Genomic DNA, 26062 nt, shown 5'->3' with positions numbered 1-26062 from the left:
CTGGTACAACTACCACCGACCCCACACCGGAATCAGCGGCCACACCCCAGCCAGCCGCGTCACCAACCTGTCCGAACAGCACACCTAGCCACCTGCTGTTGTGCCGGCGGGCAGGTCGATCTGGAGTTGTGTGGCTTGCGCTGCGTGACTCCCTGCCTCATCGAGGAGGCGATAGGGGTGGCACCCGCGGCAGTGACCGCCACGCAACGGGAGGCCGTCGCGGCGGCAGCGCAGGCACCAGCCTTGGGCGTACTTCTCGCGCCAGTGCTTGCATGGGTTGCAGCGGAACCCTCGCCAGCCTCCAGGGATCCACGCATAACAGTCCCGACACTGGCGCGGCGTAAGCGGCGGCCGGGGTACTGGGACGTTGATGTAGGGCGTGCTGGGTTGATCGGCCGGGTGGAACCGCATGGGTTCCGGCGCCTCGGCCAGCAGTCCGGCGCGTAGGAGGACCACGCGGACCGCGTCCCTTCTGGCCGGCAGTTCCCACAACAGCGTTTCGGGAAATAGGTCTGTGCCCTCGGCCTCCCTGATCGCCAAGGCGAGGCGCACCATCTCGGCGACCCTGTAGTACCACCCCCGACTGAAACGATGCTCGTCCGCCATCGCGAGGAGCACCTCTCGGGCCCGATCCCAGCCGGATATCGGTCGGTCGGCGATCGCCCTGACCGTCGTCTCAGTCAGCGTCCTAGGCAGGGTGAACAGCGGAATCTGCCCCCGGGTCGCCGGCTTCAATACGTGAGCAGCCGGTTCGTCGAGGTAGGCGCGCGCTTGATTGAGCTTGCGCTGCCAATCCGCCAGCACGTAGCGCCCGTCGTTCACGCTTCGGCGTAGCGGCCGTGCCGAAGTCGACCCGTCTCGGTAGACCCCGATCGTCAGCTGGAGGGCACGCGGTCGTGCCCCCTCGATGCCCAGGGCCCACTCTGCGTCGTCCTCGGCCCGGATCGCATGCAGGCAGGGACGGCACAGCCCATCCGTGTTCAGGTAGCCGTCATGGCGGCAACGCGGGCATACGCCCCGCTCTCGATGCTTCTGCTGCCAGCCCTTGCACCCAGCGCACACCCGGCTCTGGTGCAACACGACCCAGCCCAGGCACGACTCGCAACTCCGGGCCGTACCCTGGTCCGTCCCCACCGGCTGTCAGCTCGGCGGAAGCGTTCGAGGCCCACTGCCGCGCCGAGTACGCGGCACTGGCCTCAGCGGGCCCGCGGACGGCACGCCCCCGGCCCACCGTTTCCCGGTCCGTCCCTGATCCGCCGGACAGCACACCTAGGGCCAGGACAGCCGCGGTTTGATCAAGCCCTCGGTCGGCTCGCGGGGCAGCCGGTCGGGGACAAGAAGGGTGATGAGCACGGCTCCGGGTCTATTGGGCAGTTCGCCGGAGATATCACCCGCTCACACCACCTGCTGGTTTCGTAAGCGAGAGCGAGCAACGTTTGTAGACGGTCTCGGGCAACACTTGGCGATCAGACAGCTCGAAAATGTCGATGTGAACCGACAACACTGGAGGGGCTGGTCCATTCCCCGCTTGTTGTGCGCCATCGAATCGTGATCACGCGCCAACGCCTTGAGCGGTTAGAGTCCGGGCACGACACGACGAAGGGGAGAGCCGTGGCCAAGATCAACATCAGTCTCGATGCCGAGTTGGTGGTAGAAGTGATGGTCCTTGCTGGCGTTGGATCGCCCCAGGACGCCGTCGAGCTGGTCGTCCGCGACTACATCGCCCGTGGTCATCGCACGGAGGCACGCACGGAACTCAAGGACCAGAGTCTGCGCGAGGTAGAGGTCAAACCGCAGGAGCCGCAGGGTTGATCATTCGCAGCGTCCATCGGCGAAGGACCAGGAGTGATCAGCCTGCGGCGACGTCCTGCCCTCGGGCGGCCCTGGTGCTGGCGAGCCGGTAGGACTCGGTGCCGGTCTCGATGATGTTCCCGCCGAAAGTGAGGCGGTCGACGATGGCCGCGCAGAGTCGCGGATCGGTGAACGTCCTGGTCCACCCGCCGAAAGTCAGTGTCACGGCATCTCTCCCTGGACGGCGGGGCGGTCGGCCCGCTGCCGGGCTCGCAGCAGCTGGTCGTAGGCCGCGACCGAGGGCAGCGGCCGGGTGTCGGGCGGCAGTTGGGCCAGCCGCCGTTCGGTCAGCGAGGTCACGTTCGCCCGGTCCGGCTCCGCAACAGGGACAGCAGGAGCGGCGACCTCGTCGGCTTCGGCCGCCTTCCGTGCCTCCAGGGCGACCGCGTCTGATGTCAGTGCGCAGGCCCTGACCGCGGAGGCAAGCCCGGCGACCAGGTGTTCGTGGGGGACGTGGCGGCCCATCAGCAGGACCTCGATCAGGGCCCGGTTGCCGTCCCGCTCGCCGTGGGCAGCCTTCGCCGCCTCCCACCAGGCATCATGGACCGGCGTGAACTTTCCTGCGGAACGCGCCTGTTCGAGGGTGGTGGCCCCGGGAAACGCGCCGGGCTTGCGGACCAGGGCTTCCAGGTAGTGCTCCAGATCCAGCCGCGTGCCCTTGGGGATCAGCCGTTCATGGCGGGCGACCTCCTGCCGGCCGTCGTAGACCACCAGCTCGGAGGCGTGCAGCATCGCCCTCACCGTCCGCCCGATCCGCCGCACCGGCACCGCCTAGCGATTGGTTCGGACACTGACCTGGCTGAAGCGGTCCACCCGCAGGCTGAACAGCCTTCCCGTCTCGAAGGGGTCGTCCGGCAACGGCTGCAGCAGCGGCCGTTCGACGGCGATGTACTCGCTCACCGGCCGCGGCGGGAGCCAATCCGGCGCCGTTCGTCCTCCTCATCCCATTTTGCTCGATCATCGCGTTCAGCTCGGCGAGGGAGACGACCTCGAGGACGGGGACCAGGTGGTTGCGGCGGAACCAGCCGATTTGCCCCTCCACCCCGCCCTTCTCCTGGGCGCCCTCAATGCCGGGCAGGCAACACGCGGCATCGATGCCGTAGTGCGACCGGAACGCGGTCCACCGCTCGTTCTCCGCGCGGGAGCGCGAGCTCAGCACCCGGGAGACCGCGGAGCGGAGGTTGTTGTAGCGACCTTGCCGGTCGGGACGCCTCTAATATGCGGGTCTCGATGTCAAGCCGCCGACCACGCTGAGGGTGAGGTTCATGAGAAACAATTGTGTCGAGGAGTCCGGCTGGGCCGATCTAGGGTCGGCGCATGGTCTCCATAAAGCTCTTCGACTCCGAGCGTCGCGTCATCGAGGCTGCGGAACTGCTCGCTGCTGCCCTCGGGAGCGACCCGAACCACACCGTAGCCGCAGCGGCGATGGACACGGCCGGCAGGATCCATGAGGCGGTCAACGTCTACCACTTCACCGGCGGACCGTGCGCCGAACTCGTCGTACTCGGTGCAGCCGCAGCAGCGGGAGCCGGCCCGCTCGTCACAATCGCTGCTGCGGGAGATCGGGGTCGCGGCCTGATCCCGCCGTGCGGCCGCTGTCGTCAAGCGCTTCTCGACCTCCATCCCGACGTCTTCGTCGCCGTACCTACCGACGACGGGCCGACACTGCGCCCGATTCGGAAGCTTCTGCCGGACACCTACTTCTTCCCCGATGCGGATGCGCGTCGAATTGTTCGGTTTAACAAGCGCTACTACGAGGACATCGCCACCGCGCGGAAGACCTCCACCGTCCGCTATGAAGATCCGATCGCGCCAGGTCCCGCAATCTTCCTCTTTGAGGACGACGAAGCCCACCGCACGTTGAATGGCACCGTCACCGGCGTGGAACGCCACCGGCTCGATCGCCTCACCGCAGAACAGGCTCGGCTCGATGGCTTCACGAGCATCGACCAGCTCAAGAAGGGCCTCCAGGGCCACTATCCCGGCCTGCCCTCCGACGCCGAAGTCGATTTTGTGACGTTTACGGTCGAAGCGCCTGACGTCGTGGAGTGATGCAGCGTGGATAGCTCCATGCCCGATGGGACCGCAGTGCGGACGCCTTGCGATCCCTCCGGGCGCCCATTTGTTGGGCGGCCTTACGGACCGCGGCCTCGATGCGGGAGGCATTGACCGGACGGCCGTGGTCGGTGAACAGCAGGTTCGAGCGCAGGCCCTCGGGCCGGTGCAGCAGCCAGTCGTCCAGCAGCGTCTTGAGCTGCGGATGCAGGGGAACGTAGCGGTCGGTGTGCATCTTGCCGACCGGGACATGGAGCCAGTAGGCGGAGCCGATCTGCACGACCGCGTCGATGGTGAGGCCGAGCATCTCACTGCGGCGCATCCCGGTGCGGGCCAGGATCTCGATCGCCAGTCGGGCGAACGGATCGGGATCCTGGCGGGCGGCTGCCAGCAGTTTGGCGGCCGCAGCGTCGTCCAAGAAACGGGGTAGCGGCTCGTCCGCGATCGGGAAGTCGCTGTCGAAGATCAGCTGGCGGGGCGGCCGGTCGGCGGCGTCCCACTCATCCAGGCGGCGGAAGAAGCCGCGGAGTTTGCTGAGGCGGTCGCGGACGGTGTGCCGGTGCAACGGTCCTCCGCGGGCGGCCGGCCGTTCCAGCAGCCACTGCCGATAGCGTTCGACGTGCCGCCGCTGGAGCTCGGCAACGCAGGTGACGTCCGTGTCTTCGGCTGCGACCAGGAGGGCGAACTCCCGCAGCGTCAGCTCGGCGTTCTTCACGGTTCCCGGCCGCATAGTTCCGGCGATCTGCCGTAGGTAGTGCTGCATCGTGTCCGCCATCCCGGCCGGGACACGGGACCACTCCCGGGCCCGCATGTCGGCCCGGTCCGGCGAGCGACGACGCGGGAGCTGGCCGGTCAACTCGCAGTGGAAGAGCGTCGCTTCCAGGTTGAATAGGGCGGTCGACAGGGCCCTGACCCCACGGTTGGGGATGCGGCGGGCTGCCTCCAGCAGCAGGCGGCGTCCCTCGTCCCAGTCGCTCTGCTGCAACTCGTGCGGCTGCTTGCCGAACAGGGCCACGAAGTGACCCAGCAGGTTGTACTGGGTCATGGCCAGCGCGTCGCGAAAACCAAGGGACCGGGCCGTCTCCATGAACCTCAGGTGCAGTTCCGGCTCCGTGCGAGCGAGCACGATGCCCAATCGGGGGCGTCGGGCGACCAGGTAGTCCGCCCCGGGTTGCAGACGTCCGGTGACCGAGAGCCAGCTGATGAATCGGTGGGTCTCGTGGTTGAAGGCGAGCTGGCGTTCCAGCGTCAGGCGACGGAAGTCAGCCAGGTCGGGCACCGCGGCGAGCAGAGCGCGGGCTCCCCAGCGGACCTTGTGATCGGTGTTCATGCCCTGTGCGGCCCGGTGGGCGAGGTAGAACTCGACCAGGTCCGGGCGCACGATCGGCAGGGCCGCGGCGCGGGCCCGGCGCATCAGGACTCCGCCCGGTCGGCGTCGATGGCGGCACTCGCCTGGAGATACTGCTCGACAAGCCAGCTGTTCGCCAGGTGGATGTAGATCCGGGTCGACTCGATGGAGCGGTGTCCGGCCTGGGCCTGTACCGCTTCCAGGGCCATGCCCTCCTCCCGCGGCCGGGTCAGGCAGGTGTAGCGGAGCTGATGACAAGTCAGCCTCGGTAGTCCTGTTCGCTTCCGGACACCATCGAGAATCTCGTCCAGACCATCGGCGGAGAGCGGTCGGCCGCGGGTGGGCCCGCGCAGCACCACGAACAGGCGATCGTGGTCGACGGGCGGACGCCTCGCGGTCCAGGTAGTCCCCCGACTGCGCTGAAGAACTGCGCGGAGACGGGTATCAAGCGCTGGTGGCCGCCCTTGCCCTCGCTGATGAAGACCCGACGTTCGCCTGGTGAGAGGTCGCCCAGCCGCAGGCCGAGGACCTCGCAGCGGCGCAGCCCACCGAGCAGCATCGCGAGGACCATGGCCCTATCCCATGCGGTGTTAACCGCGCCGAGCACCGCTTCGACCTCAGCTGGTCCGAGGACGCGCGGGAGGGTTCGGGGCGTACGCAGGAGCCGTGCTCCGCGGTTGCCGCTGCGGCGGCGGTTGGCCAGCCCCGACGGCACCGGGTTGCGATCAATGGCCAGGTCGTCGCGGGTCATGAGGTAGCCGAATAGCCCGGAGATGCTGGCGAGTCGGCGCTTGATGGTCCGAGCCGAGAGTCCTGCTTCACCGTCTTCGAGCCGGAACCTTCGGTCCCCGCCTCGGCTTCTTCTGCGCGGTGATGAACGTAAAGACGTCCGCGGTGACGACGTCAACCGGCTCCTTGGGCACCACCCAGAAGAAGACCTTCAGGTGGTAGGCGGTGGCCAGCAGAGTGTTTGGCCGGCAGCGGGCGGCCACGAACTCCAGGTAGTCGTCTACCAGGGCGTGCCCGAGCGATGCCGCTGGGTTCCCCGCGGCATCGACGCGTCGCACCAACTGCGGCTGCCAGGCCATCCGAGCTCCTCGACGGGAGCGACCATCCTGGCCGGAAACACGAGATCGCGGAAGAGTGGTCACCCACATAACCATCGAAGTAGCGGAAGGCCGCGACGTGCGCTTCGGTCCACGCGTGCTGGTCCAGGTGCAGCACCGGACGGACGAACATGTGCCGTGAACAGGGCAGCACCATCACGAACGCCCAGACCCGGTGGCGTTTGCCGGTGCGGGGGTTGATCCACTGCCCCAGGAACCCGTAGTCGATCTGGGCTTCCTCGCCCGGCTCGATCTCGTCGCGCAGGACGGTGACCTGCGACCGGCTCACCTCGTCGGGCAGCGTGGCGTGCACCCAGCGACGGAACGAGGAGATCGACACCTTCAGCTTGTGCTCGTCCCGCAGCCGCTGATGGATCGTGGAGACGGTCACCGTCCCCAGCAACTCCTTGATGTAGTCGCGGTGTTTGTCGATCTCCTGCCAGGTCACCTGCCGAAGTCTCTTGTCGATGAGCCCGGGGAACCATCCCTCGATCAGCCGAGCCCAGTCGGCCTCGCTCATCGGCGGCCCGCCCGGAGCGATTCCGGACGCCTCCGCCGGCGCCAGGTACTTCCTGACCGTCTTTCGGTCCACCCCCAAAGACGCGGCCAGCGAGCTCTTCGAGCGCCCCGCGTACCAGTGGACGTAGATCTCGGTGATATCGACCACGACGAACGTTCTCCTTGCCATCCGGGCTGCCCATCGGGCTTCGGGACCCACAGGTCGAGGACCATCCACAGCTCCGAGATGACCAGGTCCATCGATCCCGAACACCGCCGTACCCATGGACAATTAGGAGAATTCGGTATGGGGAATTACGTGAGAGCCAGCCCTTGTCGGTGGCCAGGTAGGTGATGTCGCCGACCAGCTTGATCCCGGGACGCTCGGCATGGAAATCGCGGCCGATCAGGTCCGGGGCCGGCGTCGCCTTCTGGTCCGGCCGGGTCAGCGAACGCCTCTTGCGCCGGGTGACATCGCGAATGTCGCGCTCACGCATCACGCGGGCGACGCGCTTGCGGTTCACCCGCCGTCCCAGGCGGCGCAGTTCAGCGTGGATGCGCGGGACACCATAGGTCTTGCGGGAGGCGATGTGCAGCACAGTGATCTCGTGCGCGAGCACGTCGTCCTCGGCCTGCCGGGCACGGTGGGTACTCACCCTCCGTCGAGAATCGCCGAATGCATGAAGTGAAGCTGTCGGACGGGATCATCACTCTGTCCCCGCTGCGCCTCGACGATGTCGAGGCGCACCTCACAGGGGAGGATGCGTTGCTCGTTCGCTGGCTCAACGGCGGCCCCGGGACACATGAGGGCGTCGAAGCGTACTTCCGGCACTGCCAGGATCAGTGGGAGACGGCCGGGCCGCTCCGCGCTTTCGGCATACGGGTGGGCGCTGACGAGGTGCTGGCGGGGACGGTCGACTTGCGGTTCGCGGGAGAGGGGCTGGCTCCCGGTCAAGTGAACGTCGCGTACGGCTTATCCGTCCTGGAGGGGACGTGGTCTGGCTACCCGCGCGGTCCTCTTGGCGTCTCAGTACGCGGCGAATGAGGGCGGAGAGGAGGCGGTGATCCAGGTGGAGCCAGAGAATCCCGCATCCGCCGCAGTCGCGCAGCGGGCAGGGTTCACCCCCGGCAAGCAGACGCACAGCAAGGACGGCACACGGTTCAATTGGTACATCCGGGAACTACACGTCACTACCCGGTGACGAGCGGCAGTTGCGGGACAGCCCCTAGCCGTCTGCACCGAGTGATCACCAGAGCAGCACCGTGACCGGGGTCCTGCGCTGGACAGTTGGGCTGGTCATGCGAACTGTGATCACTACCGTTGTGGCAGCGCTTGCTGTCGCAGCCGTGCTGTCTGGGGCGCGGCCGGCACCGGCCGCTTCCACAGCAGTCCCCTCCACGCCAGTGGCCAGGGAATGCCACAAGGTCAAGATCACCGGCCCCAGATGCGGGCCTGCTTCGGCTGACCCGGATGCGTCGACGACCGGAATGAATTGCGGACTGTCGCTGCACTGACCAGGTGTTAGCGGCAGCGCCAAAGGGCGCCGTCCGCCTTCTCCAGTTAAATGGATCTTGCTGGTCAAGCCGCCCCGGGAGCGTCCAAGTCCTCATCGGGGCGATCGTGAAGGCTGCCATCTCTCCTGTCCGCACGGTGCAGTCGGCCGGTGGGGGCCGGCCGGCCGCCGTCCGGTCAGCCTCCGAGCACCGATCCGAAGGACTTGTTGCGGTAGGTCAGGCCGAACGCCTTCTCGCTGAACGACATCGCGCCGGACGTCGTGAGCCCCGAGGCGCTGCCGCGCAGGATCCAGTCGGCACCGTCGGAGTAGTGGGCGTCGTCGTCGAAGACGTCCTCGCCGCGGGCGGCGGCGGTGAGGTCCGCGCGGCCGTCGCCGTTCAGGTCCTGAAGCAGGAGGCCCGATCCCATTTGGTCCGCGAACTCGGCGGTGCCGGGCACACCCGTGGTGTTCTGCGTGAAGGACTGGGCACCGGTGCCGGTCAGTCCGGAGGCCGACCCCTTGAGCAGCCAGACCGCTCCGGCGTACTCGAGGGTGCCGACAGCCTCGGCGGACGCGCCCACTGCCGCATCCGCGTAGCCGTCGCCGTTGACGTCGCCGACCGAGACGGGGCCGCCGAAGCCGTCGCCCGACTCGTTCACGCCCGGGACCCCCGCGGTGTCCTGGTCGATCAGCCGACTGCGCGTGCTGCCCGGGATGCCGCCGGTGCCGCCGTAGTGGACGGCGATGGTGCCCGCTCCCGAGGCCCCCTGTCCGTAGGTGACCAGGTCGTCGTACCCGTCCTTGTCGAAGTCGCCCGCCGCCCGTGCGTGCGCGGCGGTGAGCGGCACGCTCGCGGGATTGTCAGTGAACGTCATGCCGTCGGAGCCGCCCGCGTAGTAGCCGAGCCACACGCCCGTTTCCCCGTGCTCGTCGTCCTCGTAGTCGTTGTCCCCCGAGACGGCCAGATCGTCGGCGCCGTTGCCGTCGAAGTCGCCCGCCACGATCGATCCGGTCCCCCGGGTAGCCCCGGAGGGGCCGGTCGACAGGTCGGTTTGGGTGGGAGCCGTGGTCCGCGTGAATCCGTCGTCGAACACCGAGATTCCGGAGTGGCCGGTGACGGCGAGCTGATCGTGGCCGTCGCCGTCGAAGTCGCCGACCGCGAGGTTGGAGCCGTACAAGTAGCGGGAGGACGAGTCCGACGCCGCGTACACGGTCAGCGCACCGTTGACGAGCCCCCTGGAGCCACCCCACAGGATCTGGACGATGCCGAAGTCGGGAGCGGCCGAGGCCTTCTCCGACGGCACGCCGACAGCCAGGTCGGTGTAGCCGTCGCCGTCGAGGTCGCCCGTGACGTAGGACGTGCCGAACTTGTCGTACGCCTCCGCCGTGCCCGGAACTCCTGCGGTGTTCTGGCTGATCAGTGCGGAACGGCTGGTCGAGACGCCGGAGGCCGAGCCGTACAGGACGGTCAGCTGCCCCGCCTGTGTCTGGCCGTTCACCTTGGCCTTGGGAGTGGCGACCACCAGGTCCTTGTAGCCGTCGCCGTTGAAGTCGTCGGCTGTCGCGCCAACGGCGGAGGCGGGAGTCGTGAGGGGCAGGGCCAGGCCGCCTGCCGCGAGCACGGCCACGGCTGTGACTGCCAGATGTCTTCTGCGCACGTCGACCCTCTTCACCTCGGGTTGGGACTGTGTTCACACAGGTGACTCCTGGGTCGGCTGAATGGTTGCCCTACACCGTCCGTCAGGACCGGGAAACACCGCTGCGGCCGGGTAACGCGACTGCGCCGGTCCCCTTCCGGGCGTCGGCCGCCGCACCTTCGTCCTACAGGAACGAGTCGATTGCCGGAACCCTGAGCCCCTGGCCTGGGGCTTCTCGCTCGTTCGCGTGATCGGCCGGTCAGTGACGTGACTTCGGGTTTCCTGAAGCTTTCTCGTCCGATCTGATCAGTCTGCAGTCTGGTCGAAGGCGAGGAGGCGCATGCTGTCGGCGCTGGCGGTGGTGAGAAAACTCGGCAGAGCTCTGGAGAACTCACGGATGTCGCACTGAGGCGCTTGAGTCTCCAGCCGCCGGAGGGTTCAGGATCTTACTCATGGACGACGAACGCCCCGACGTGCTCACCATTGGCCGGCTCGCGCACCGCACCGGACTTCCGGTGCGTACCCTGCGCTTCTGGTCGGACGAGGGGGCGGTGCCGCCTGTGGCCCGCTCCGCAGGCGGCTACCGGTTGTACGACGCCGAGTCCGTGGCCCGCGTCGAGCTGGTCCGCACCCTGCGGGAGCTGGGCCTCGGGCTCGACGACGTGTGCCGCGTCCTGAGCGGCCGCACCACGGTCGCCGAGGTCGCCGACGCGCATGTGGCCGCGCTCGACGCGCAGATCCGCTCACTCAAGGTGAGCCGGGCCGTCCTGTCCACCGTGGCGAAACGGGGTTCGACCGTTGAGGAGACAGCACTGATGAACCGGTTGGCGCGGCTTTCCGCCGCCGAGCGCAAGCAGATCATCGACGAGTTCAAGGAGGAGGTGTTCGGCGGCCTCGACGACCCGCGCCTGCGCGACCGCATGCGCACCTTCAGCATCGACTTGCCCGACGATCCCACACCTGAGCAGGTCGACGCCTGGATCGAACTGGCCGAATTGGTGCGGGACCCCGGTTTCCTCGCCCGGTTGCGCACATGGATGGAGCTCAACACGCCCGTACCCGGGCAGGGCCGTCCTCCCGGGGCGTCCATCTGGTGGGCCAGGCAGATCGTGGAGACCGTCGCGGAGGTCAGAAAAGGCGGGGTCGCTCCCGAGGGGCCGGCAGCGGCCGAGGTGCTGTCCGAGCTGTTCGGTGACGCCGATCGGACCGCCGTGCTGCGCAGCCTGGAGGCCGGGATCGAGGCAGGGGCGGAGCACTACCGCAGGCTCGTCGCCCGTGTGCGCGGGCAGGATTCGTCGCCCGACGCGACCGAGGAGCTGGAATGGCTGGCGCGGGCCCTGCGCGCCTCGGATCAGACCTGACCTGGTGCTCGGCCTCGGCACGGGGCAGGCCGCCGACCTTGCGGTGCCGCTCGACCGGGACGAGCTGATCGCCTACGGGCCGCGGCTGTCCGACAACGGCGCCACCCGGCTGGGGACGGCGGCGTTGGTCCGGAGGCCGGACCCGGACACGGCACGCGCCATCCCGACCCCCCGGGACTGGTACGCCGCCCCTGGGTGCACAACTGGCAGTTCGGCAGGTGGTCGTGATGACCGAGGACATCCAGGCCGACGCCTCCCCAGGGGAAAAGTAACCGACGAGTAGCTGTCGGGGCCGGGGCGACGTCGCCCGCGCGGGTCAGTCGGCGGACCGAGCCCACGGGGCGTCCGGGTCCTAGCGGCGCTGGCGGTGAGGAAGCCGAACACCCACGGGTGTGCTTCGGGCGGTTCGCCGCAGACGGTGCAGACGCCGGGGCGCGCAGGAGCCCCTCGAAGGAGGTGTGAGCGAAGCCGCCGGGGCCGTCGTAATCGCGTTGCGCGGCTCTCAGGCAGTCCGAGCCGCGTGAGCATCGGCCGCAGCAGTCGTGATCGGTGATGGTCGGGTTTACCGGAACTCTTGCAGCGCGCAGGCATCGCAAGTCGGCTCGACGCCGAGGAAACCCTGGAGGGTGAACCACGAGACCTTCACGGCTGAGGGCGCCCGGCCCGCATCGTGCCGCGCGCGTGGCGTCAGTCCAGCATGTCGCGCAGTCGCTCGACGGCGTGGAGGCGTTCCCTGTGCGTGTCGGCCAGCGGCTTCACGCACAGGGTCGTCACTCCGGCGGCAGCAAAGGCATCGAGCTGTCCGGCGATCTGTTCCTTCGTCCCCACCAGGGATATGGCCCTCAACAGTCCCTCGGGAACGGCGGCTTCGGCCTCCTGCTTCTTTCCTGACAGGTACAGGTCCTGGATGCGCGCCGCCTCCCGTTCGTAGCCGTACCGACCGGCGAGCCGGGCGTAGAAGTTCTTGTTCCTCGCACCCATCCCCCCGATGTAGAGGGCCAGTTGTGGCCGAGCTCGGTCCAGCAGGTGTTCCACGTCGTCGCCGACGGCCAGAGGCGCCGTCACCGTGATGTCGAGCGTGCCCAGTGCCGCATCGCGCCGGGCCAGCCCCGCGGTCAGTGCCGCTCCCCACACCTCGGCGGCCTTTCCGGGATGGAAGAACACGGGCAGCCAGCCCTCGGCGAGTTCGGCCGTCAGCTCGACGTTCTTCGGTCCGATCGCCGCCAGGGTGATGGGGATGCGGGAGCGGACCGGCTTGTTGACGAGTTTCAGGGGCTTGCCGAGCCCGGTGCCCCGCTCGGCGGGCAGCGGAAGCGGGTACTTCGGCCCCGGGTGCACCACCGGTTCGCCCCGCCACACCTGGCGGCAGATCTCCACCACCTCGCGGGTGCGGCTGAGTGGCGCGTCGTACGGCACCCCGTGGAAGCCCTCGATCACCTGCGGTCCCGACGCTCCGAGGCCCAGCGTGAACCGGCCGCCGGAGAGATCGTCCAGACCGGCGGCGGTCATCGCCAGGAGCGACGGCGTACGGGTGAAGACCGGGAGGATCCCGGAGGCGATCTCCAGGCGTTCGGTACGAGCCGCGAGGTAGCCCAATCGGCTGACGGCGTCGAACGAGTAGGCCTCCGCCACGAAGGCGATCTCGACTCCTGCCGTCTCGAAATCCCTTACGGCACGGACCGATTCGATGAAGTCGCCGCTGTAATCCAGTGTCATACCGATACGCATGCGAAGGCCCCTCGTCTTCTGACCGACTGACATTTTATCGAACGATCGTTTAACACCGTACCGGCCTTCCTGTCCAGGCGGAACCGGGCGACCTCACAGCCCTTCACCCCGCGTTGTTTCAAGCGATCATGTGCAGGGACCTTGACCGAGTGACGTGGCTCACCCTACGTTCGCGCTGGCCTTAACGAACGATCGATGAGTGGCGCATGGCGTCGCTTCAGGGCGGCAAGGGAGGCCGAAGTGCTCGAAATCGATGGACTCGTCGTCCGGTACGGCGCTCGCGCACCCGTTCTGCGGGGGGTGTCCCTGGACGTCGGCCGCAGCGGCGTCGTCGCGCTCCTCGGCAGCAACGGCGCCGGCAAGACGACGCTCATGCGCGCCGTCTCCGGCACGCTCGGCCTGTACGGCGGCGGGGTCACCGAAGGCTCCGTCCGGTTCCGTGGCGAACGGATCACCGGTGCGGACACGGCCCGCACCGTGGTGCACGGGCTCGTACAGGTACCGGAAGGACGGCACATCTTCGCCGGTCTGACAGTGGAGGAAAATCTGAGCGCCGGTGCGCTCACCGTGCGGTCGTCGGCGGTGCGTGAGCACACGCGCCGTCGGATGTACGAACTCTTCCCGCTGCTCGCCGAGCGGCGACGCGCCCGTGGCGGGACGCTGTCCGGCGGCGAGCAGCAAATGCTCGCCATCGCCCGGGCGTTGATGGCGCAACCGAGACTCCTGCTTCTCGACGAGCCGTCACTCGGCCTCGCGCCGCGGCTGGTGCATCTCGTGGGCGAGACCATCCGCGAGATCAGCCGGGAAGGGGTCCCCGTCCTGCTGGTGGAGCAGAACGCGGCGATGGCGCTTTCGGTCGCCGACTCGGCCTGTGTGCTCGACCTCGGCCGGGTCGTACTGAGCGGACCGACGGACGAACTGGCGCAGAGCGACGACGTGCGACGCCTCTACCTGGGCGCGGACGTGGACGCGGACGCCGGCCAGGGCGCCGGCGGGTCCGCACCGCGGCCCGGGCCCGGAACCGGAAACACGCCGACGCTGAGCAGGTGGTCCGGATGACGACGACTCAAACGCAAACGGCAGCGGAACTGCGTGTCGAGGACGTGAGCGTGGTGTTCAGCGGACTGCGCGCGCTTGACGGTGTGTCATTCACCGTGCGGCCCGGAACGATCCACGCCGTCATCGGTCCCAACGGTGCCGGGAAGACAACGCTGCTCAATGCACTGTCGGGGATCTACCGTGTCGCCTCGGGCCGCATCATGGTGGACGGTCAGGAGGTGACGGGCCTGCGTCCGGACCGGGTGGCACGGAGGGGAGTCGCCCGCACGTTCCAGAACATCGTCGTGTCACCGGTCGAGTCCACACTCGACAACCTCATGGTCGGCCGGCATCGGCTGACCCGGTCCGGCATCGCCGCGACCGCTCTGGGACTGGGCCGCGGTGAACAGCGTGTCCACGAAGCGCGGGTGCGCGACATCGCAGAGTTCGCCGGCTTGTCCGGCGTTCTGGATCGCCCGGCGGCGAGCCTCGCCTACGGGGATCTCAAGCGCCTGGAGTTCGCGCGGGCGCTGTGCCTGGAGCCGCGGTTGCTCATCCTCGACGAACCGGTCGCCGGGATGAACGCCGCGGAGAGCGCGGAACTCGCCCGGCTGGTCTCCGCGGCACGTGACGCGCTCGGTCTGACCGTGGTGTTCGTCGAGCACGACATGGGAGTGGTCATGTCGATCGCCGACCGCATCACCGTCCTCGACTTCGGCAAGGTCGTCACGGACGGCACGCCGGAACACGTAAGGCAGCATCCGGAAGTGATCAGCGCCTATCTGGGAGCGCCCATGGAATCCGGAAACGACCAGGTGGCGGAGAGGTTGTCGTGATGACCCGCGGAGTCGAAATCCTGCTGAGCGGTGTGTCTTTGGGGTTGTTGTACGCCCTGATCGCGCTGGGCTTCGTCATCGTCTTCAAGGCGACCCGCACGGTGAACTTCGCGCACGCCTCCTTTCTGCTCTTCGGTGTGTGGGTGGTGGCGCAGACCAGCCCGCACATCGGCTTCGCGGCCGCCGTGGCGCTCGGCCTGGTCGCGGCCGGGACGCTGGGACTGGCGGTGGAGCGACTGCTGCTGTCCCGGGTCGACGGCCGCAAGCATGATGCGCTGGCGATCCTCACCATCGGGGTCAACGTGGTGCTCACCGCGGAACTGAGCTGGCGCATCGGGGAGAGCGTGCTGCCACTCGGCGCTCCCTGGGACGGACACGTGGTCCACTTCGGCTCAGTGGTACTGCCCTTGTCCGTGATCATCATCATCGTCACCGTGCCGCTGCTGATCGCCGGTCTCGCCGCGGTCCTCCGCCACACTGGCTGGGGCCTGGCCATGCGCGCGTCGATCGAGGACCGGGAGGGCGCGGCGCTCGCCGGTGTCCGGCTGAAGCGGGTCTCGGCAGGTGCCTGGATCACGGCCGGCATCCTCGCCGTCGCGGCCGGTATCGGTCTCGCGTCGTTCCCGAGCCCTGGCGTGGCCGTGAGTACCGGGACCGCGGCCATCAAGGCGCTCCCCGCCGCGATCATCGGCGGCCTCGACTCGCTCGGCGGGGCGATCGTGGGAGGCCTGGTCATCGGCATCGCCGAGGTGACCGTCGCCGAGTACCAGGACGCCCTCTCCTTCCTCGGGCGAGGGCTGGGGGACGTCGTGGCCTACGTGATCATGATCTGCATTCTGCTGTGGCGGCCCTCGGGCCTGTTCGGCGCGAAGGAGGTCAGCCGTGCCTGAGATGTCCCGGTTCTCCATGGCAGGGCGTGTGCCGGCCCTGTGCGCGCTGACCGCCGCCCTGGTGGTCCTCCTGGCGCTGCCCCTGTATGTCTCCGCGTTCTGGCTGAACATGGGCTTGTTCGCGATGGCGGCGGCGGTCGGCGCGATCGGCCTCACCATCTTGCTCGGCGCGGCGGGACAGTTGTCCCTGGGACATGCCTTCTTCGTCGCTGTCGGCGCATACGGCTATGCCTTCCTGGCCGGAGAAAGCGGCGGCGGGGTGTCCGGTCTCGGCCTCCCCTCGCTTCTCGCCGCGGTCCTGGCCGTCCTGCTGGCGGGCGTCTGCGGCCTGCTGTTCAGCCCGGTCTCCAGCCGCCTGCGCGGCATCTACCTGGGCATCGCCTCCCTGGGCCTGGTGTTCCTCGGCCACCATCTGTTGCAGAACATGAAGCCGGTGACCGGCGGCTTCGAGGGCCGGACCGTCGTGCCGCTGTCGATGGGCGGGTTCTCCTTCTCCGACCAGGCGGACGTCACCGTCCTGGGCGTTCCGTTCGGTGCCGCAGAGAGCCAGTGGTATCTGTTCCTCGTCGTCACCGTCGGGGCGGCGCTGCTCGGCCGCAACGTCCTGCGCGGCCGGCCCGGCAGGGCGCTGAGGCTCATGAAAGACAGCGAGATCGGCGCGAGCGCCATGGGCGTCGACATACGACGCACCAAGGCGGCCGTCTTCGTACTGTCGTCGATGTACGCCGGCGCTGCCGGTGTGCTCACGGCACTGGCCTTCCAGCGCACCGTCCCCGACTACTTCAGCCTCCACCTGTCGGTCAGCTATCTGGTGATGGTCATCCTGGGCGGCCTCGGATCCGTGGGTGGCGCGATCGCCGGTGCGGTCTTCGTCGTGACGCTGCCCCTGCTGTTCTCCCGCTACGCGGATTCCCTGCCGTTCGTCACCGGAGCCGGCGGTCAGGGACTGGACGCGTCGACAGCGGCACAGTTCGTGTACGGCGCGGTCGTCATCGTGGCCGTGATTGTCCAGCCGGGCGGTCTGGCGGCGCTGGCCGGCGCCGTTCGACCTCTACGAAGCCGCCGCCCGGCCGCAGCCGCCACTCCCTGAACCCCCGCCCCCCAGCCGTCCGCCGCCTCAGACACTCCAGACCCGCCCCCCACCTTGCCGGACGTGTGCTGTCAACCACCTCATCCGCTTCTCAGCGAGGAGACACACCGATGCACAAATCGCGCACAGTCGGCCTGGCGGCCGCGGCCCTGGCCTTCACGCTGGCGGTTGCCGGCTGCTCCACCAAGGCCGAAACGGCCGGGACCGCCGCCGCGCCCGGGGTCAGCGACTCCACCATCAAGCTCGGGGTGCTGATGGATCTGTCGGGCCCGTTCGCGGGCACCGGCAAGACGATCCTCGACGCGAGCAACGTCGCCGTGAAGGAGATCAACGCGGCAGGCGGTGTCTGCGATCGGAAGCTGGCACTGGTCACCCGCGACCACGGCTACGACCCGCAGAAGGCCGTCGCCGCGTACGACGAGATGGATCCGCAGGTCCTCGGGTATCTGAACATCCTCGGCTCACCGGTCGTCACAGCGCTGCGGGACAAGATCGAGGCGAAGGACGAACTCGCCGGCCTGACCACGTTCGCGTCGACCCTGCTCGGGGACGAGCACCTGATCGTCCTGGGCGCCACGTACGACATCCAGACGATCAATGGCCTGGACTGGCTCGTGAGGAAGGGCGAACTGCGCAGCGGCGATTCCGTCGGGCATATCTACCTCCAGGGAGAAATCGGCGAGAACAGCCTGCGGGGCAGCAAGTTCGCTGCGGGGAAGCTGGGGTTGAAGATCGTCGGCCAGCAGATCGAACCCACCGCAACCGACCTCACCAGCCAGGTCAACGCGCTCAAGTCGGCGAAGGTGAAGGCGATCGTGGTCGACTCGACGCCCAAGCAGGCGGCTTCGGTGGCGGCAGTGGCGCAGGCGGCCGGCATGGAGGTGCCGATCATGGGCGGGGTGTCGACCTTCGCCACCAGCCTGCTCAGGACGTCTGCGGCGCCCGCGCTCACCGAGCACTACACCAGGCTCTCCGGGCTGGGCGCCCTCGGCGCGGACAACGCCGCCGCTCGCAAGCTGGCCGCTGCCTGGAGGAGTCAGTACGGTAAGGCGCCGGAGGCCAGCAGCGGAGTCGTCCACGCCTATGCCATGACCAAGCTGTACGCGGAGATACTCGGCAAGAGTTGCGAGGACCTCACCCGTCCGGGCGTGCTCAAGGCCCGCAGCGCTGTCACCGACTTCAAGCTACCGGGCCTGCTCCCGCCTCAGGACTTCTCCGATCCCGCTGAGCCCAGTTCGCGAGAGGCCCAGGTGCTGGGTGTGGACAAGGGTGTCTTCGCCGGAGTCGAAGCACTCGGTGACTTCTTCGCATCGGACCTGGCGAAGGAGTACAAGGTTCCGTCGGCCGGATGACACCGGGGGCTGTGCCCGGAGGGCCGGCGGCGGTGCGCCGGCCCTCGGCTCCGCATGGCAGGGGCGGCTTTGTCGATCGTTCGTTCGTTCTGGGAGGCTGGGGCCATGGATGCGATGAGCGGCAAAGCGGCGGGCAAGAACGGCAAGGCGGCGGGCAAGAACGGCAAGGCGGCGGACAACGGTCCCTCCAGCCCCCGGGGAAACGGCAGGGACGCCATCATGGACGCCGCACGAGACGTCTTCGCGGAGCGCGGCTACTTCGGCGCCTCCATTCGTGACATCGCCAAGCGCGCCGACATGAGTCTGTCCGCGCTCTATTACTACTACTCCGGCAAGGCGGAGCTCTTCCACGCCCTGATCGAGGACTCGCTCGACGACTACTTCCGTCACTGCGAGAAGGAGCTGGCCCAGGCCGGTGACGACCCCGCCGCGCGGCTGGCCGCCCTGGTCAGAGTGACGGTCGACTACCGGGTCCGGCGGCGGGTCGAGAGTCTGCTGACCCTCCAGGAACTCCGTTACCTGGAACCCGAGTACCGCAACCCCATCATCGAAAGGCGGCATGCCGTATCGGGACTCTTCCAGAAGGCCATAGACGACGGCATGGCCGCCGGAGTCTTCCGGACCCCGCACCCGGACGACGCCCGCCGGGCGGTCATGGCCATGTGTAACGCCGTCGCCCAGTGGTACGACCCGTCCGGCGACCTCGGGACGACGGAGCTGTGCGAGCGGTACGTGCGGCTGGCGTTCGCAATGCTCGGGCACGGCGAGGCGCCGGCCCGGTAGGTCGCCCGCACTTTTCGTCGCGGTCATTGACACTGGGGGAGACAGCGGCCTAACTTAACGATCGTTCGACAAGTGCTTTCTCTCCATCGGCTGCGGGCCCGACCGCAACGGCCGGGCCCGTGACCCGGCGTACGACGGCAGTCGCCGAGCCTTCGCGGCGCCGGCGGCGGCAGATCCGACACCGACTCGACCGACTGGAGTGTCCATGCAGACCAGCGGAATATCCGCAGTGGTGACCGGCGGTGCGTCGGGGCTCGGTCTGGCGACGGCACGGCGGCTGCTCAAGGCCGGCGCCCGCGTCACCATCGCGGACCTGCCCTCCTCGGACGGCGACCGCGCCGTATGCGACCTCGGCCCCGAGGCCGTCTTCGTCCCCGCCGACGTGACGAGCACCGAGGACATGACCGCCGTCCTCGACACCGCCGAGCGGACAGGAGCATTGCGCGCGGTCGTCCACTGCGCGGGCCGTGGCGGTCCGCTCCGCGTGGTCAACAAGGACGGCACCGCCGGTGATCTCGACCATTTCCGCGCCGTGGTCGACGTCAACCTGATCGGCACCTTCAACGTGCTCCGGCTCGCCGCCGCCCGCATGGCCCGCAACGAACCACTCGACGGCGATCGCGGAGTGGTGGTCATGACAGCGTCGGTCGCGGCGTTCGAGGGTCAGATCGGACAGACCCCGTACGCGGCGTCGAAAGCCGGAGTGGCCGGCCTCACTGTGTGTGCGGCCCGGGATCTGGCGAGCAAGAGCATCCGGGTCGTCACCATCGCGCCCGGCTTGTTCGACACACCGATGCTCGGCAGGAGGCCGAAGGAGAAGCTCGACGCGCTCGCTGCCGCGGTGCCGCACCCCCCGCGCCTCGGAGCGGCGGACGAGTACGCACAACTCGCCCTGCACATCATCGACAACCCGATGCTCAACGGAGAGACCATCCGCCTGGACGGCGCGATCCGCCTGGCCCCACGCTGACGGCCGGCGCTCAACCGCTATTCCCCAACCGCGACCACCGCTTGGCCACCGTAAAGGAGCTGCCGTGGCAGACGAAGTACTGGTCGAGTACGGCGACGACGGCATCGCCGTCATCACCATCAACCGGCCCGAATCCCGCAACGCGGTCACCCGGGCCGTCGCGGAGGCGATCGCATCCGCGCTGGATGAGCTGGACGAGCGTGACGACCTCGCGGTCGGCATCATCACCGGCGCGGGCGGCACCTTCTGCGCGGGCATGGACCTCAAGGCGTTCCTGCGGGGCGAGCGCCCCCACGTGCAGGGGCGCGGTTTCGCCGGCCTCACCGAGACCCCGCCGGTGAAGCCGCTGATCGCCGCCGTCGAGGGCTACGCCGTGGCGGGCGGATGCGAGATCGCCCTCGCGAGTGATCTGGTCGTCGCCGCGGAGGACGCCAAGTTCGGGCTGCCCGAGGTCAAGCGCGGTCTGGTGGCGGTGGCCGGGGGACTGCTGCGGCTGCCGGGCCGGATCCCGTATCAGATCGCGATGGAACTCGCTCTCACCGGCGATGTCCTCACCGCGGACCGGGCCCACCACTACGGGCTGGTCAACCGGCTCACCCCGCCCGGCGGCGCGCTGAAGGAGGCGAGGCTGCTGGCCTCCGCCATCGCCGCCAACGGTCCGCTCGCCGTACGGGTCACCAAACGTGTCCTCGTGGAGTCTCCCGGCTGGCCACGCGACGAGCTGTTCGACCGTCAGAAGCCGATCACCGAGCTGGTGTTCAACTCGGATGACGCCCGGGAAGGCGCGTCGGCCTTCACCGAGAAGCGCGCTCCCGTCTGGCGAGGCCGGTGAGCGGCCGGTGAACGAAGAACAAGACCAGCAACGTGCGAACGGCGCCGCACCCGATGCGGGCCCGGTGCCGCTCACTGGGCTGCGGGTCGTCGAGCTCGGGGGCATCGGACCAGGGCCGTTCTGTGCGATGCTCCTCGCCGACGCCGGCGCGGACGTGATCCGTGTCGAGCGCCCGTCGGACGTGGCCGGCAGGCCCGATCCCGTCCTGCACCGGGGCCGGCGCTCGGCCGCCATCGACCTCAAGCACCCGGAAGGCGTCGGCGCCGTCCTCGACCTGGTGGCGGATGCCGATGTCCTCCTGGAGGGCTTCCGGCCGGGGGTGGCCGAACGGCTCGGCGTGGGCCCCGGCCCGTGCCTGGACCGCAACCCGCGCCTGGTCTACGGACGGATGACGGGATTCGGGCAGGACGGGCCGCTCGCGCCGCGGGCCGGGCACGACATCAACTACATCGCCCTGTCGGGGGCCCTGGGGGCCATCGGACCGGCCGCCGGTCCGCCGGTCCTGCCGCTCAACCTGCTCGGCGACTTCGGCGGCGGTGGCGCACTGCTCGCCTTCGGCGTGCTGTGCGCGGTCGTGCAGGCACGCGCCACCGGGAAAGGCCAGGTCGTGGACGCCGCCATGGTGGACGGGTCGGCTCAGCTGCTGGCCATGATCTACAGCCGCCTGCACCAGGGGCGATGGACCGACCGCAGGGGCGTCAACTACCTGGACGGCACGGCCCCGTTCTACGGCGTCTACCGCTGCCGCGACGGCGAGTACGTCGCCATCGGCGCGATCGAGGCGCCCTTCTTCGCCACCCTCCTGGGACGGCTCGGTCTGGCCGCGGATGCCGACTTCACCCAACAGTGGGACCGTTCCCGCTGGCCGGTCATGCGACAACGCCTGGCGGAGGTCTTCGCCGCCCGGACCCGCGACGACTGGGCCGCCGTGTTCGCCGACGCCGACGCGTGCGTCACCCCCGTGCTGTCGCTGGTGGAGGCGCCGCACCATCCTCACAACGCCGCACGCGGCACCTTCCTCACCGACGGCACGGGAGTCCTCCAGCCCGCCCCGGCCCCCCGGTTCGGCTCCTCCACCCCTCGCCGGCACGCCCGGCCGGCCCCCCTTCCGGGCGAGCACACGGCGCAGGTCCTCGCCGAGACGGGCCGGAACCCCGAGCAGATCAAGAAGCTTTTCGACGCGGAGGTCGTGCGATGAGCCGCCGTACCGCGCGAAAGCCCTGCATGGCCGGCCGCGGGCCGACGAGTGAAGGGAGCGGCACATGACCGACTACTGGCCCGCGGGACTGCCTCGCCGCCTCGACTACCCCGATGTCCCGCTCGGCGCGGTGCTCGCCGGCTCGGCCCGCCGCTACCGCGACCGGGCGGCCATGCGCGACGGCGACCAGGTTCTCACCTTCACCGGCCTGTACGAACAGGCCGCCGCGTTCGCACGCGGCCTCAGGGCGCGCGGCATACGGCAGGGTGACGTGGTCGCCCTGCACCTGCCGAACACCCTGTGGTTCGCCGTCGCCTACTACGGCATCACGCTCGCCGGCGCGACAGCCTGCCCGGCCAACCCCGCCCAGCCGGCCAGGGCCCTGCGCGCCCAGCTCGCCGACTGCTCCGCGGCGGCCGTGGTGACCCATCCGGAGCCGGCACCGGTGCTGGCCGAGGCGATCGACGGGCTGCCGGTCCGGCTGGTCGTCATCGTGCCGCCCAGCACATCGGCCCCGTCCGACAGGCCGGATGACTGCGCACAGCTCTTCGGGAAGGCGGGCACCGCCCTGGGGGCCCTTGTCGCAGGCCAGAGCACCCACCCGCCAGAGGTGCTGGTACCCACCGACTCCGTCGCCCAGTACGGGTACACCGGCGGAACCACCGGAGCACCCAAGGGAGTGCGCATACTGCACCGCAACATCGTCGGCAACACCATCCAGGTCGCCTGCTGGCGCTCCGGGGCGCTCCCCGGGCTCGACAGCGAAGGCGGTGTGGTGCTGGACCCCTTGGAGAACTCCGGGGACTACGCCCTGGCACCGGGCAGCTACGCCACGCTGTGTATCTCGCCCTTGTTCCACGCCCTTGGCCTGATCAGCCTGAACTTCTTCCTCCTGTGCGGCGCGACCACCATCCTGAGCGGCCGCTTCGATGCGGAGTCGTACCTGGAGCAGGTGGAACGGCACCGGATCACATACATCCCGGGCGCCCCGGCGCTCTGGCACGCCCTGCTGGCGACACCGGGCATCCGTACGCGGGACCTCAGCTCGGTCAAGGCCGTGGTGTCGGGCGGCGCTCCCATAGACACGTACTCGTTGGAGAAGCTGACAGAGGTCTTCCCCAACGCCGCCGTCATCGAGGGTTACGGCCTGACGGAGGCGACAGCAACCGTGTCCAGCGGCCCGATCGCGAAGGCCGGGCTGCGCAAGCCGGGCAGCCAGGGACTTCCCCTGTTCGACACCGAGCTGGAGATCCGGGATCCGCTGGATCCCGGCCGGAAGGTGCCGCGGGGCGAGCGCGGCGAGATCTGGGCGCGGGGCCCTCAGGTGGCCTCGGGCTACCTCGGCCGCCCGGAGGAGACCGCCGCGCAGTTCGTCGATGGCTGGTTGCGCACCGGCGACACCGGCCACCTCGACGTGGACGGCTTCCTGTACGTCTCCGGCAGGTCGAAGGACATGCTCATCTACAAGGGCTACAACGTGTACCCGCGCGAGCTGGAGGACATCCTCGGCGGACACCCGGCGGTGCTCCAGGCGTCGGTCGTCGGGAGGGCGGTGCCTGCCGTCGGTGAGGTCCCCGTCGCCTTCGTGGTCCCCACCGCGGAGCCGCGCGCGATGGCCGAGGAGCTGATGGAGTACGTCGCGGAGCGCGTGACCCCGTACAAGCGGATCAGAGAGGTCCGTTTCGTCGACGAACTTCCCCTGTCCCCGGCCGGAAAGGTGCTGAAAACCGAGCTCCGCCGCCTGGCCCGGACGACTCGGGGCCCGGGCGAACCCCCCTGGGGCACACAGGAAACCGGCGCGCCGGACACGGCGGAAAGGCAGGTCTGACATGCGTGACGCGGTCATCGTGGACGCCGTCCGTACCCCCGTGGGCAAGCGGAACGGCTCGCTCAGCGATGTGCACCCCGTAGACCTGTCCGCTGTGGTGCTGCGCGCCCTCGCCGAACGCAACGACCTGGATCCGGCGTTGGTCGAGGACGTGCTGTGGGGCTGCGTCTCGCAGACCGGTGAGCAGGGCGGCTGCGTCGGCCGCTTCGCCGTCCTGGCCGCCGGATGGCCTGAGGAAGTGCCGGGCGTCACCATCGACCGGCAGTGCGGATCCTCGCAGCAGGCGGCGCAGTTCGCCGCCGCGGGAGTGATGAGCGGTCAGTACGACATCGTCGTCGCGGGCGGCGTGGAGTCGATGAGCCGCGTACCGCTGGGCTCCGGCCGCGAGCGGGGCCCCGGCGAGCCCTTCGGGCCTGCCGTGCGGGCCCGGTACGGCGTCTCGCGGTTCAGTCAGGGGCTGGGCGCGGAGGAGATCGCGCGGCGCTGGCGGCTGAGCCGGGAGCAACTCGACGCGTACAGTCTGCGGTCGCACGCCAACGCGGCGGCCGCGATCGACGAGGGGCGGTTCAAGTCCCAGATCGTGCCGGTGGACGTGACGGATGAGGACGGCTCCGTACGCACCGTCGACACGGACGAGGGAGTACGGCGGGGCGGCACGCCCGCCACGATGGCGGGTCTGAAGCCCGCTTTCACCGAGGACGGCGTGGTCACGGCCGGCAACTCCTCGCAGATATCGGACGGTGCCTCGGCGCTGCTGGTCATGAGCGGCGAGAAGGCCACTGAACTCGGTCTGCGCCCGATCGCCCGCTTCCACTCCTTCGCCGTCGTCGGAGTCGACCCCGTGACGATGCTGACCGGCCCCATCCCGGCCACCGAGAAGGTCCTGAAGCGCGCCGGTCTGGGCATCGAGGACATCGGAGCCTTCGAGATCAACGAGGCGTTCGCCAGCGTGACCTGCGCCTGGCTCGCCGAGACCGGCGCCGATCCGGACCGGCTCAACCCCGACGGCGGCGCCATCGCCCTCGGGCATCCCCTGGGAGCCTCCGGCGCCCGGCTGACCACGACGCTGCTCCACCACATGCGAGCCGTCGGCGTCCGCTACGGCCTGCAGTCGATGTGCGAGGGCGGCGGCATGGCGAACGCCACCGTCCTGGAACTCCTTCCCCGCTGAGCCGGGGCTGCCGGGGCTGCCGGGGCTGCCGGGGCTGCCGGAGCGGCCAAGCGGCCCAAGCAGCCCGAGCCCTGGGGCCCGCTCGACAAGGCGCCCACAACCGAGGAGTGCGGAAAGCCAATGGAAACAGACGAGTTCGACGCCGTTCTGGCGGCGGTGCGGGCCTTCGTGCGCGAGAAGGTGGTCCCGCGCGAGAACGAGATCGAGGAGAAGGACGAGATCCCGGCGGACCTCCGCGAGAAGGCCGCGGCCATGGGCCTGTTCGGCTACGCGTTGCCCCAGGAGTACGGCGGGCTGGGCTTCTCCATGACGGAGGACGTACGCCTCTCCCTGGAGATCGGCTACACCACGCCCGCGTTCCGCTCGATGTTCAGCATCAACAACGGGGTCGCCGGCCAGCTCCTGGCGAGTTCCGGCACCGAGGAGCAGAAGCGGCGCTATCTGCCGCGGATGGCCGCCGGGGAGTTGATCGCGGCGTTCACGTTGACGGAGGCGGAGGCGGGTTCGGACCCCAGTGGTATCAGGACCCGTGCCGTACGCGACGGGGGCGGCTACGTCCTGAACGGCAGCAAGCGGTTCATCACCAATGCCCCGCTCGCCGGTGTCTTCATGGTGTTCGCCCGCACCGGGCCGCAGAGCACGGGCGCCGAGGGGATCTCCGTCTTCGCCGTCGACGCGGACAGCCCCGGCGTCACCGTGGGACCGAGGGACCACAAGATGGGCCAGTCGGGGGCCTTGAGCGCGGAGGTCTTCTTCGACGACGTACGCCTTCCGGCGAGTGCCCTCGTCGGAGAACGCGAGGAAGAGGGATTCCGCACCGCCATGCGGTCGCTGGCGAGGGGACGTCTGAGCGTCGCGGCGATGTGTGTGGGGCTGGCCGGGCGCATCCTGGACGAAAGCGTCGCGCACGCCTCGGTCACCCGGCAGGGCGGACGGCCCATCGGTGAGTTCCAGCTCGTTCAGGCCATGCTCGCTGAGTCGCACGCTGAGATGT

At 69.1% G+C, this 26062-nt stretch carries 26 protein-coding genes and 4 pseudogenes; 18 read left to right on the top strand and 12 right to left on the bottom strand.

The window, feature by feature from the left end; translation table 11 throughout:
- Positions 1-84: 84 nt before the first annotated feature.
- Positions 85-822: a hypothetical protein gene (locus FGD71_RS39325; protein ID WP_181359367.1), complete on the bottom strand. Its 738-nt coding sequence runs from the start codon at positions 820-822 to the stop codon at positions 85-87.
- 789 nt (positions 823-1611) lie between these two features.
- Between FGD71_RS39325 and FGD71_RS39315 the strand changes: the two genes are divergently transcribed.
- Positions 1612-1812 carry a type II toxin-antitoxin system VapB family antitoxin gene (locus FGD71_RS39315; RefSeq protein ID WP_119105344.1) on the top strand — a complete coding sequence of 67 codons (201 nt, stop codon included), beginning with the start codon at positions 1612-1614 and terminating at the stop codon, positions 1810-1812.
- 37 nt (positions 1813-1849) lie between these two features.
- Here FGD71_RS39315 and FGD71_RS39310 read toward each other — a convergent pair.
- From FGD71_RS39310 to FGD71_RS49800, 3 genes and pseudogenes are all read right to left on the bottom strand, one after another.
- Positions 1850-2008 (bottom strand): annotated as a pseudogene (locus FGD71_RS39310) (ATP-binding protein); the annotation flags it as partial.
- 5 nt (positions 2009-2013) lie between these two features.
- On the bottom strand, positions 2014-2583 hold the full coding sequence (locus tag FGD71_RS49420; RefSeq protein WP_240436995.1) for a hypothetical protein: 570 nt from the start codon (positions 2581-2583) through the stop codon (positions 2014-2016).
- A 39-nt stretch (positions 2584-2622) separates the two neighbouring features.
- Positions 2623-2751 carry a hypothetical protein gene (locus FGD71_RS49800; RefSeq protein WP_276147186.1) on the bottom strand — a complete coding sequence of 43 codons (129 nt, stop codon included), beginning with the start codon at positions 2749-2751 and terminating at the stop codon, positions 2623-2625.
- A 417-nt stretch (positions 2752-3168) separates the two neighbouring features.
- On the opposite strand from FGD71_RS49800, the gene FGD71_RS50330 reads away from it, so the two are divergent.
- A complete protein-coding gene (locus tag FGD71_RS50330) occupies positions 3169-3903 on the top strand; it encodes an ASCH domain-containing protein (protein WP_119105343.1) in 735 nt (244 codons plus the stop codon).
- Here the strand turns inward: FGD71_RS50330 and FGD71_RS39295 are convergent.
- The 5 genes and pseudogenes from FGD71_RS39295 to FGD71_RS50325 form a co-directional block, all read right to left on the bottom strand.
- On the bottom strand, positions 3872-5320 hold the full coding sequence (locus tag FGD71_RS39295) for a tyrosine-type recombinase/integrase (RefSeq protein WP_240436994.1): 1449 nt from the start codon (positions 5318-5320) through the stop codon (positions 3872-3874). The two genes, FGD71_RS50330 and FGD71_RS39295, sit on opposite strands and share 32 nt — an antisense overlap.
- A complete protein-coding gene (locus FGD71_RS49795) occupies positions 5320-5610 on the bottom strand; it encodes a tyrosine-type recombinase/integrase (protein WP_276147185.1) in 291 nt (96 codons plus the stop codon). Before FGD71_RS49795 ends, FGD71_RS39295 begins: the two co-directional genes overlap by 1 nt.
- Positions 5514-6005, bottom strand: coding sequence for a tyrosine-type recombinase/integrase (locus tag FGD71_RS39290; RefSeq protein ID WP_276147184.1), 492 nt, complete (start codon positions 6003-6005; stop codon positions 5514-5516). The genes FGD71_RS49795 and FGD71_RS39290 overlap by 97 nt, the downstream gene beginning before the upstream one ends.
- Positions 6006-6157: 152 nt before the next feature.
- Positions 6158-7027, bottom strand: coding sequence for a hypothetical protein (locus tag FGD71_RS39285; RefSeq protein WP_240436993.1), 870 nt, complete (start codon positions 7025-7027; stop codon positions 6158-6160).
- Positions 7028-7373: 346 nt separating this feature from the next.
- Positions 7374-7457: pseudogene (locus FGD71_RS50325) on the bottom strand (IS3 family transposase); the annotation flags it as partial.
- A gap of 77 nt (positions 7458-7534) precedes the next feature.
- Here FGD71_RS50325 and FGD71_RS39275 point away from each other — a divergent pair.
- Complete coding sequence (locus FGD71_RS39275; RefSeq protein WP_240436991.1) at positions 7535-7903, top strand: GNAT family N-acetyltransferase; 369 nt, start codon at positions 7535-7537, stop codon at positions 7901-7903.
- On the top strand, positions 7878-8060 hold the full coding sequence (locus tag FGD71_RS49400) for a GNAT family N-acetyltransferase (protein WP_240436990.1): 183 nt from the start codon (positions 7878-7880) through the stop codon (positions 8058-8060). Before FGD71_RS39275 ends, FGD71_RS49400 begins: the two co-directional genes overlap by 26 nt.
- 276 nt (positions 8061-8336) lie before the next feature.
- On the opposite strand, the pseudogene FGD71_RS39270 reads toward FGD71_RS49400, so the two are convergent.
- Positions 8337-8462, bottom strand: a pseudogene (locus FGD71_RS39270) (IS5/IS1182 family transposase); the annotation flags it as partial.
- 86 nt (positions 8463-8548) lie between these two features.
- Positions 8549-10012: an FG-GAP and VCBS repeat-containing protein gene (locus FGD71_RS39265; protein WP_162931344.1), complete on the bottom strand. Its 1464-nt coding sequence runs from the start codon at positions 10010-10012 to the stop codon at positions 8549-8551.
- Between the two features lie 431 nt (positions 10013-10443).
- On the opposite strand from FGD71_RS39265, the gene FGD71_RS39260 reads away from it, so the two are divergent.
- Entirely contained in the window at positions 10444-11352 is a 909-nt protein-coding gene (locus tag FGD71_RS39260) for a helix-turn-helix domain-containing protein (RefSeq protein ID WP_119105341.1), read from the top strand.
- Between the two features lies 1 nt (position 11353).
- Positions 11354-11580, top strand: a pseudogene (locus tag FGD71_RS49395) (YciI family protein); the annotation flags it as partial.
- 459 nt (positions 11581-12039) lie between these two features.
- On the opposite strand, the gene FGD71_RS39250 reads toward FGD71_RS49395, so the two are convergent.
- The gene (locus FGD71_RS39250; protein ID WP_119105340.1) at positions 12040-13080 is read right to left on the bottom strand and encodes an LLM class F420-dependent oxidoreductase; all 1041 of its coding nucleotides are present in this window, start codon (positions 13078-13080) and stop codon (positions 12040-12042) included.
- A gap of 195 nt (positions 13081-13275) precedes the next feature.
- Between FGD71_RS39250 and FGD71_RS39245 the strand changes: the two genes are divergently transcribed.
- From FGD71_RS39245 to FGD71_RS39190, 12 genes are all read left to right on the top strand, one after another.
- A complete protein-coding gene (locus FGD71_RS39245; RefSeq protein ID WP_119105339.1) occupies positions 13276-14139 on the top strand; it encodes an ABC transporter ATP-binding protein in 864 nt (287 codons plus the stop codon).
- Entirely contained in the window at positions 14136-14954 is an 819-nt protein-coding gene (locus FGD71_RS39240; protein WP_119105338.1) for an ABC transporter ATP-binding protein, read from the top strand. Before FGD71_RS39245 ends, FGD71_RS39240 begins: the two co-directional genes overlap by 4 nt.
- Positions 14954-15844 (top strand): branched-chain amino acid ABC transporter permease, encoded by an 891-nt coding sequence (locus tag FGD71_RS39235; protein ID WP_119105337.1) that lies wholly within the window; start codon positions 14954-14956, stop codon positions 15842-15844. The genes FGD71_RS39240 and FGD71_RS39235 overlap by 1 nt, the downstream gene beginning before the upstream one ends.
- A 1-nt stretch (position 15845) precedes the next feature.
- On the top strand, positions 15846-16934 hold the full coding sequence (locus FGD71_RS39230; protein WP_240436996.1) for a branched-chain amino acid ABC transporter permease: 1089 nt from the start codon (positions 15846-15848) through the stop codon (positions 16932-16934).
- 110 nt (positions 16935-17044) lie between these two features.
- Entirely contained in the window at positions 17045-18286 is a 1242-nt protein-coding gene (locus FGD71_RS39225; RefSeq protein ID WP_119105336.1) for an ABC transporter substrate-binding protein, read from the top strand.
- 105 nt (positions 18287-18391) lie between these two features.
- Entirely contained in the window at positions 18392-19069 is a 678-nt protein-coding gene (locus FGD71_RS39220) for a TetR/AcrR family transcriptional regulator (RefSeq protein ID WP_240436988.1), read from the top strand.
- Positions 19070-19274: 205 nt separating this feature from the next.
- Positions 19275-20039 carry an SDR family NAD(P)-dependent oxidoreductase gene (locus FGD71_RS39215; protein ID WP_119105335.1) on the top strand — a complete coding sequence of 255 codons (765 nt, stop codon included), beginning with the start codon at positions 19275-19277 and terminating at the stop codon, positions 20037-20039.
- A gap of 64 nt (positions 20040-20103) precedes the next feature.
- Positions 20104-20871 carry a crotonase/enoyl-CoA hydratase family protein gene (locus FGD71_RS39210; RefSeq protein ID WP_119105334.1) on the top strand — a complete coding sequence of 256 codons (768 nt, stop codon included), beginning with the start codon at positions 20104-20106 and terminating at the stop codon, positions 20869-20871.
- Positions 20872-20878: 7 nt separating this feature from the next.
- Complete coding sequence (locus FGD71_RS39205) at positions 20879-22069, top strand: CaiB/BaiF CoA transferase family protein (protein WP_119105333.1); 1191 nt, start codon at positions 20879-20881, stop codon at positions 22067-22069.
- A gap of 64 nt (positions 22070-22133) precedes the next feature.
- Complete coding sequence (locus FGD71_RS39200) at positions 22134-23897, top strand: class I adenylate-forming enzyme family protein (RefSeq protein WP_119105332.1); 1764 nt, start codon at positions 22134-22136, stop codon at positions 23895-23897.
- Between the two features lies 1 nt (position 23898).
- On the top strand, positions 23899-25068 hold the full coding sequence (locus FGD71_RS39195) for a thiolase family protein (protein WP_119105331.1): 1170 nt from the start codon (positions 23899-23901) through the stop codon (positions 25066-25068).
- A gap of 120 nt (positions 25069-25188) precedes the next feature.
- Positions 25189-26062: acyl-CoA dehydrogenase family protein (locus tag FGD71_RS39190; protein ID WP_119105330.1), on the top strand; the 874-nt coding region annotated here is incomplete at its 3' end.

The sequence above is a fragment of the Streptomyces sporangiiformans genome (genome assembly GCF_005768555.2).
GTDB lineage: Bacteria > Actinomycetota > Actinomycetes > Streptomycetales > Streptomycetaceae > Streptomyces > Streptomyces sporangiiformans.
This window is presented reverse-complemented; position numbering and strand designations above follow the sequence as displayed.

What these genes read in the sequence shown, in the direction of transcription:
- FGD71_RS49420 (WP_240436995.1), bottom strand. Translation starts at nt 2,583, where the DNA reads ATGCTGCACGCCTCCGAGCTGGTGGTCTACGACGGCCGGCAGGAGGTC.
- FGD71_RS50330 (WP_119105343.1), top strand. Translation starts at nt 3,169, where the DNA reads ATGGTCTCCATAAAGCTCTTCGACTCCGAGCGTCGCGTCATCGAGGCT.
- FGD71_RS39295 (WP_240436994.1), bottom strand. Translation starts at nt 5,320, where the DNA reads ATGCGCCGGGCCCGCGCCGCGGCCCTGCCGATCGTGCGCCCGGACCTG.
- FGD71_RS39290 (WP_276147184.1), bottom strand. Translation starts at nt 6,005, where the DNA reads ATGACCCGCGACGACCTGGCCATTGATCGCAACCCGGTGCCGTCGGGG.
- FGD71_RS39275 (WP_240436991.1), top strand. Translation starts at nt 7,535, where the DNA reads ATGCATGAAGTGAAGCTGTCGGACGGGATCATCACTCTGTCCCCGCTG.
- FGD71_RS39260 (WP_119105341.1), top strand. Translation starts at nt 10,444, where the DNA reads ATGGACGACGAACGCCCCGACGTGCTCACCATTGGCCGGCTCGCGCAC.
- FGD71_RS39250 (WP_119105340.1), bottom strand. Translation starts at nt 13,080, where the DNA reads ATGCGTATCGGTATGACACTGGATTACAGCGGCGACTTCATCGAATCG.
- FGD71_RS39245 (WP_119105339.1), top strand. Translation starts at nt 13,276, where the DNA reads ATGAGTGGCGCATGGCGTCGCTTCAGGGCGGCAAGGGAGGCCGAAGTG.
- FGD71_RS39240 (WP_119105338.1), top strand. Translation starts at nt 14,136, where the DNA reads ATGACGACGACTCAAACGCAAACGGCAGCGGAACTGCGTGTCGAGGAC.
- FGD71_RS39235 (WP_119105337.1), top strand. Translation starts at nt 14,954, where the DNA reads ATGACCCGCGGAGTCGAAATCCTGCTGAGCGGTGTGTCTTTGGGGTTG.
- FGD71_RS39230 (WP_240436996.1), top strand. Translation starts at nt 15,846, where the DNA reads ATGTCCCGGTTCTCCATGGCAGGGCGTGTGCCGGCCCTGTGCGCGCTG.
- FGD71_RS39225 (WP_119105336.1), top strand. Translation starts at nt 17,045, where the DNA reads ATGCACAAATCGCGCACAGTCGGCCTGGCGGCCGCGGCCCTGGCCTTC.
- FGD71_RS39220 (WP_240436988.1), top strand. Translation starts at nt 18,392, where the DNA reads ATGGATGCGATGAGCGGCAAAGCGGCGGGCAAGAACGGCAAGGCGGCG.
- FGD71_RS39215 (WP_119105335.1), top strand. Translation starts at nt 19,275, where the DNA reads ATGCAGACCAGCGGAATATCCGCAGTGGTGACCGGCGGTGCGTCGGGG.
- FGD71_RS39200 (WP_119105332.1), top strand. Translation starts at nt 22,134, where the DNA reads ATGACCGACTACTGGCCCGCGGGACTGCCTCGCCGCCTCGACTACCCC.
- FGD71_RS39195 (WP_119105331.1), top strand. Translation starts at nt 23,899, where the DNA reads ATGCGTGACGCGGTCATCGTGGACGCCGTCCGTACCCCCGTGGGCAAG.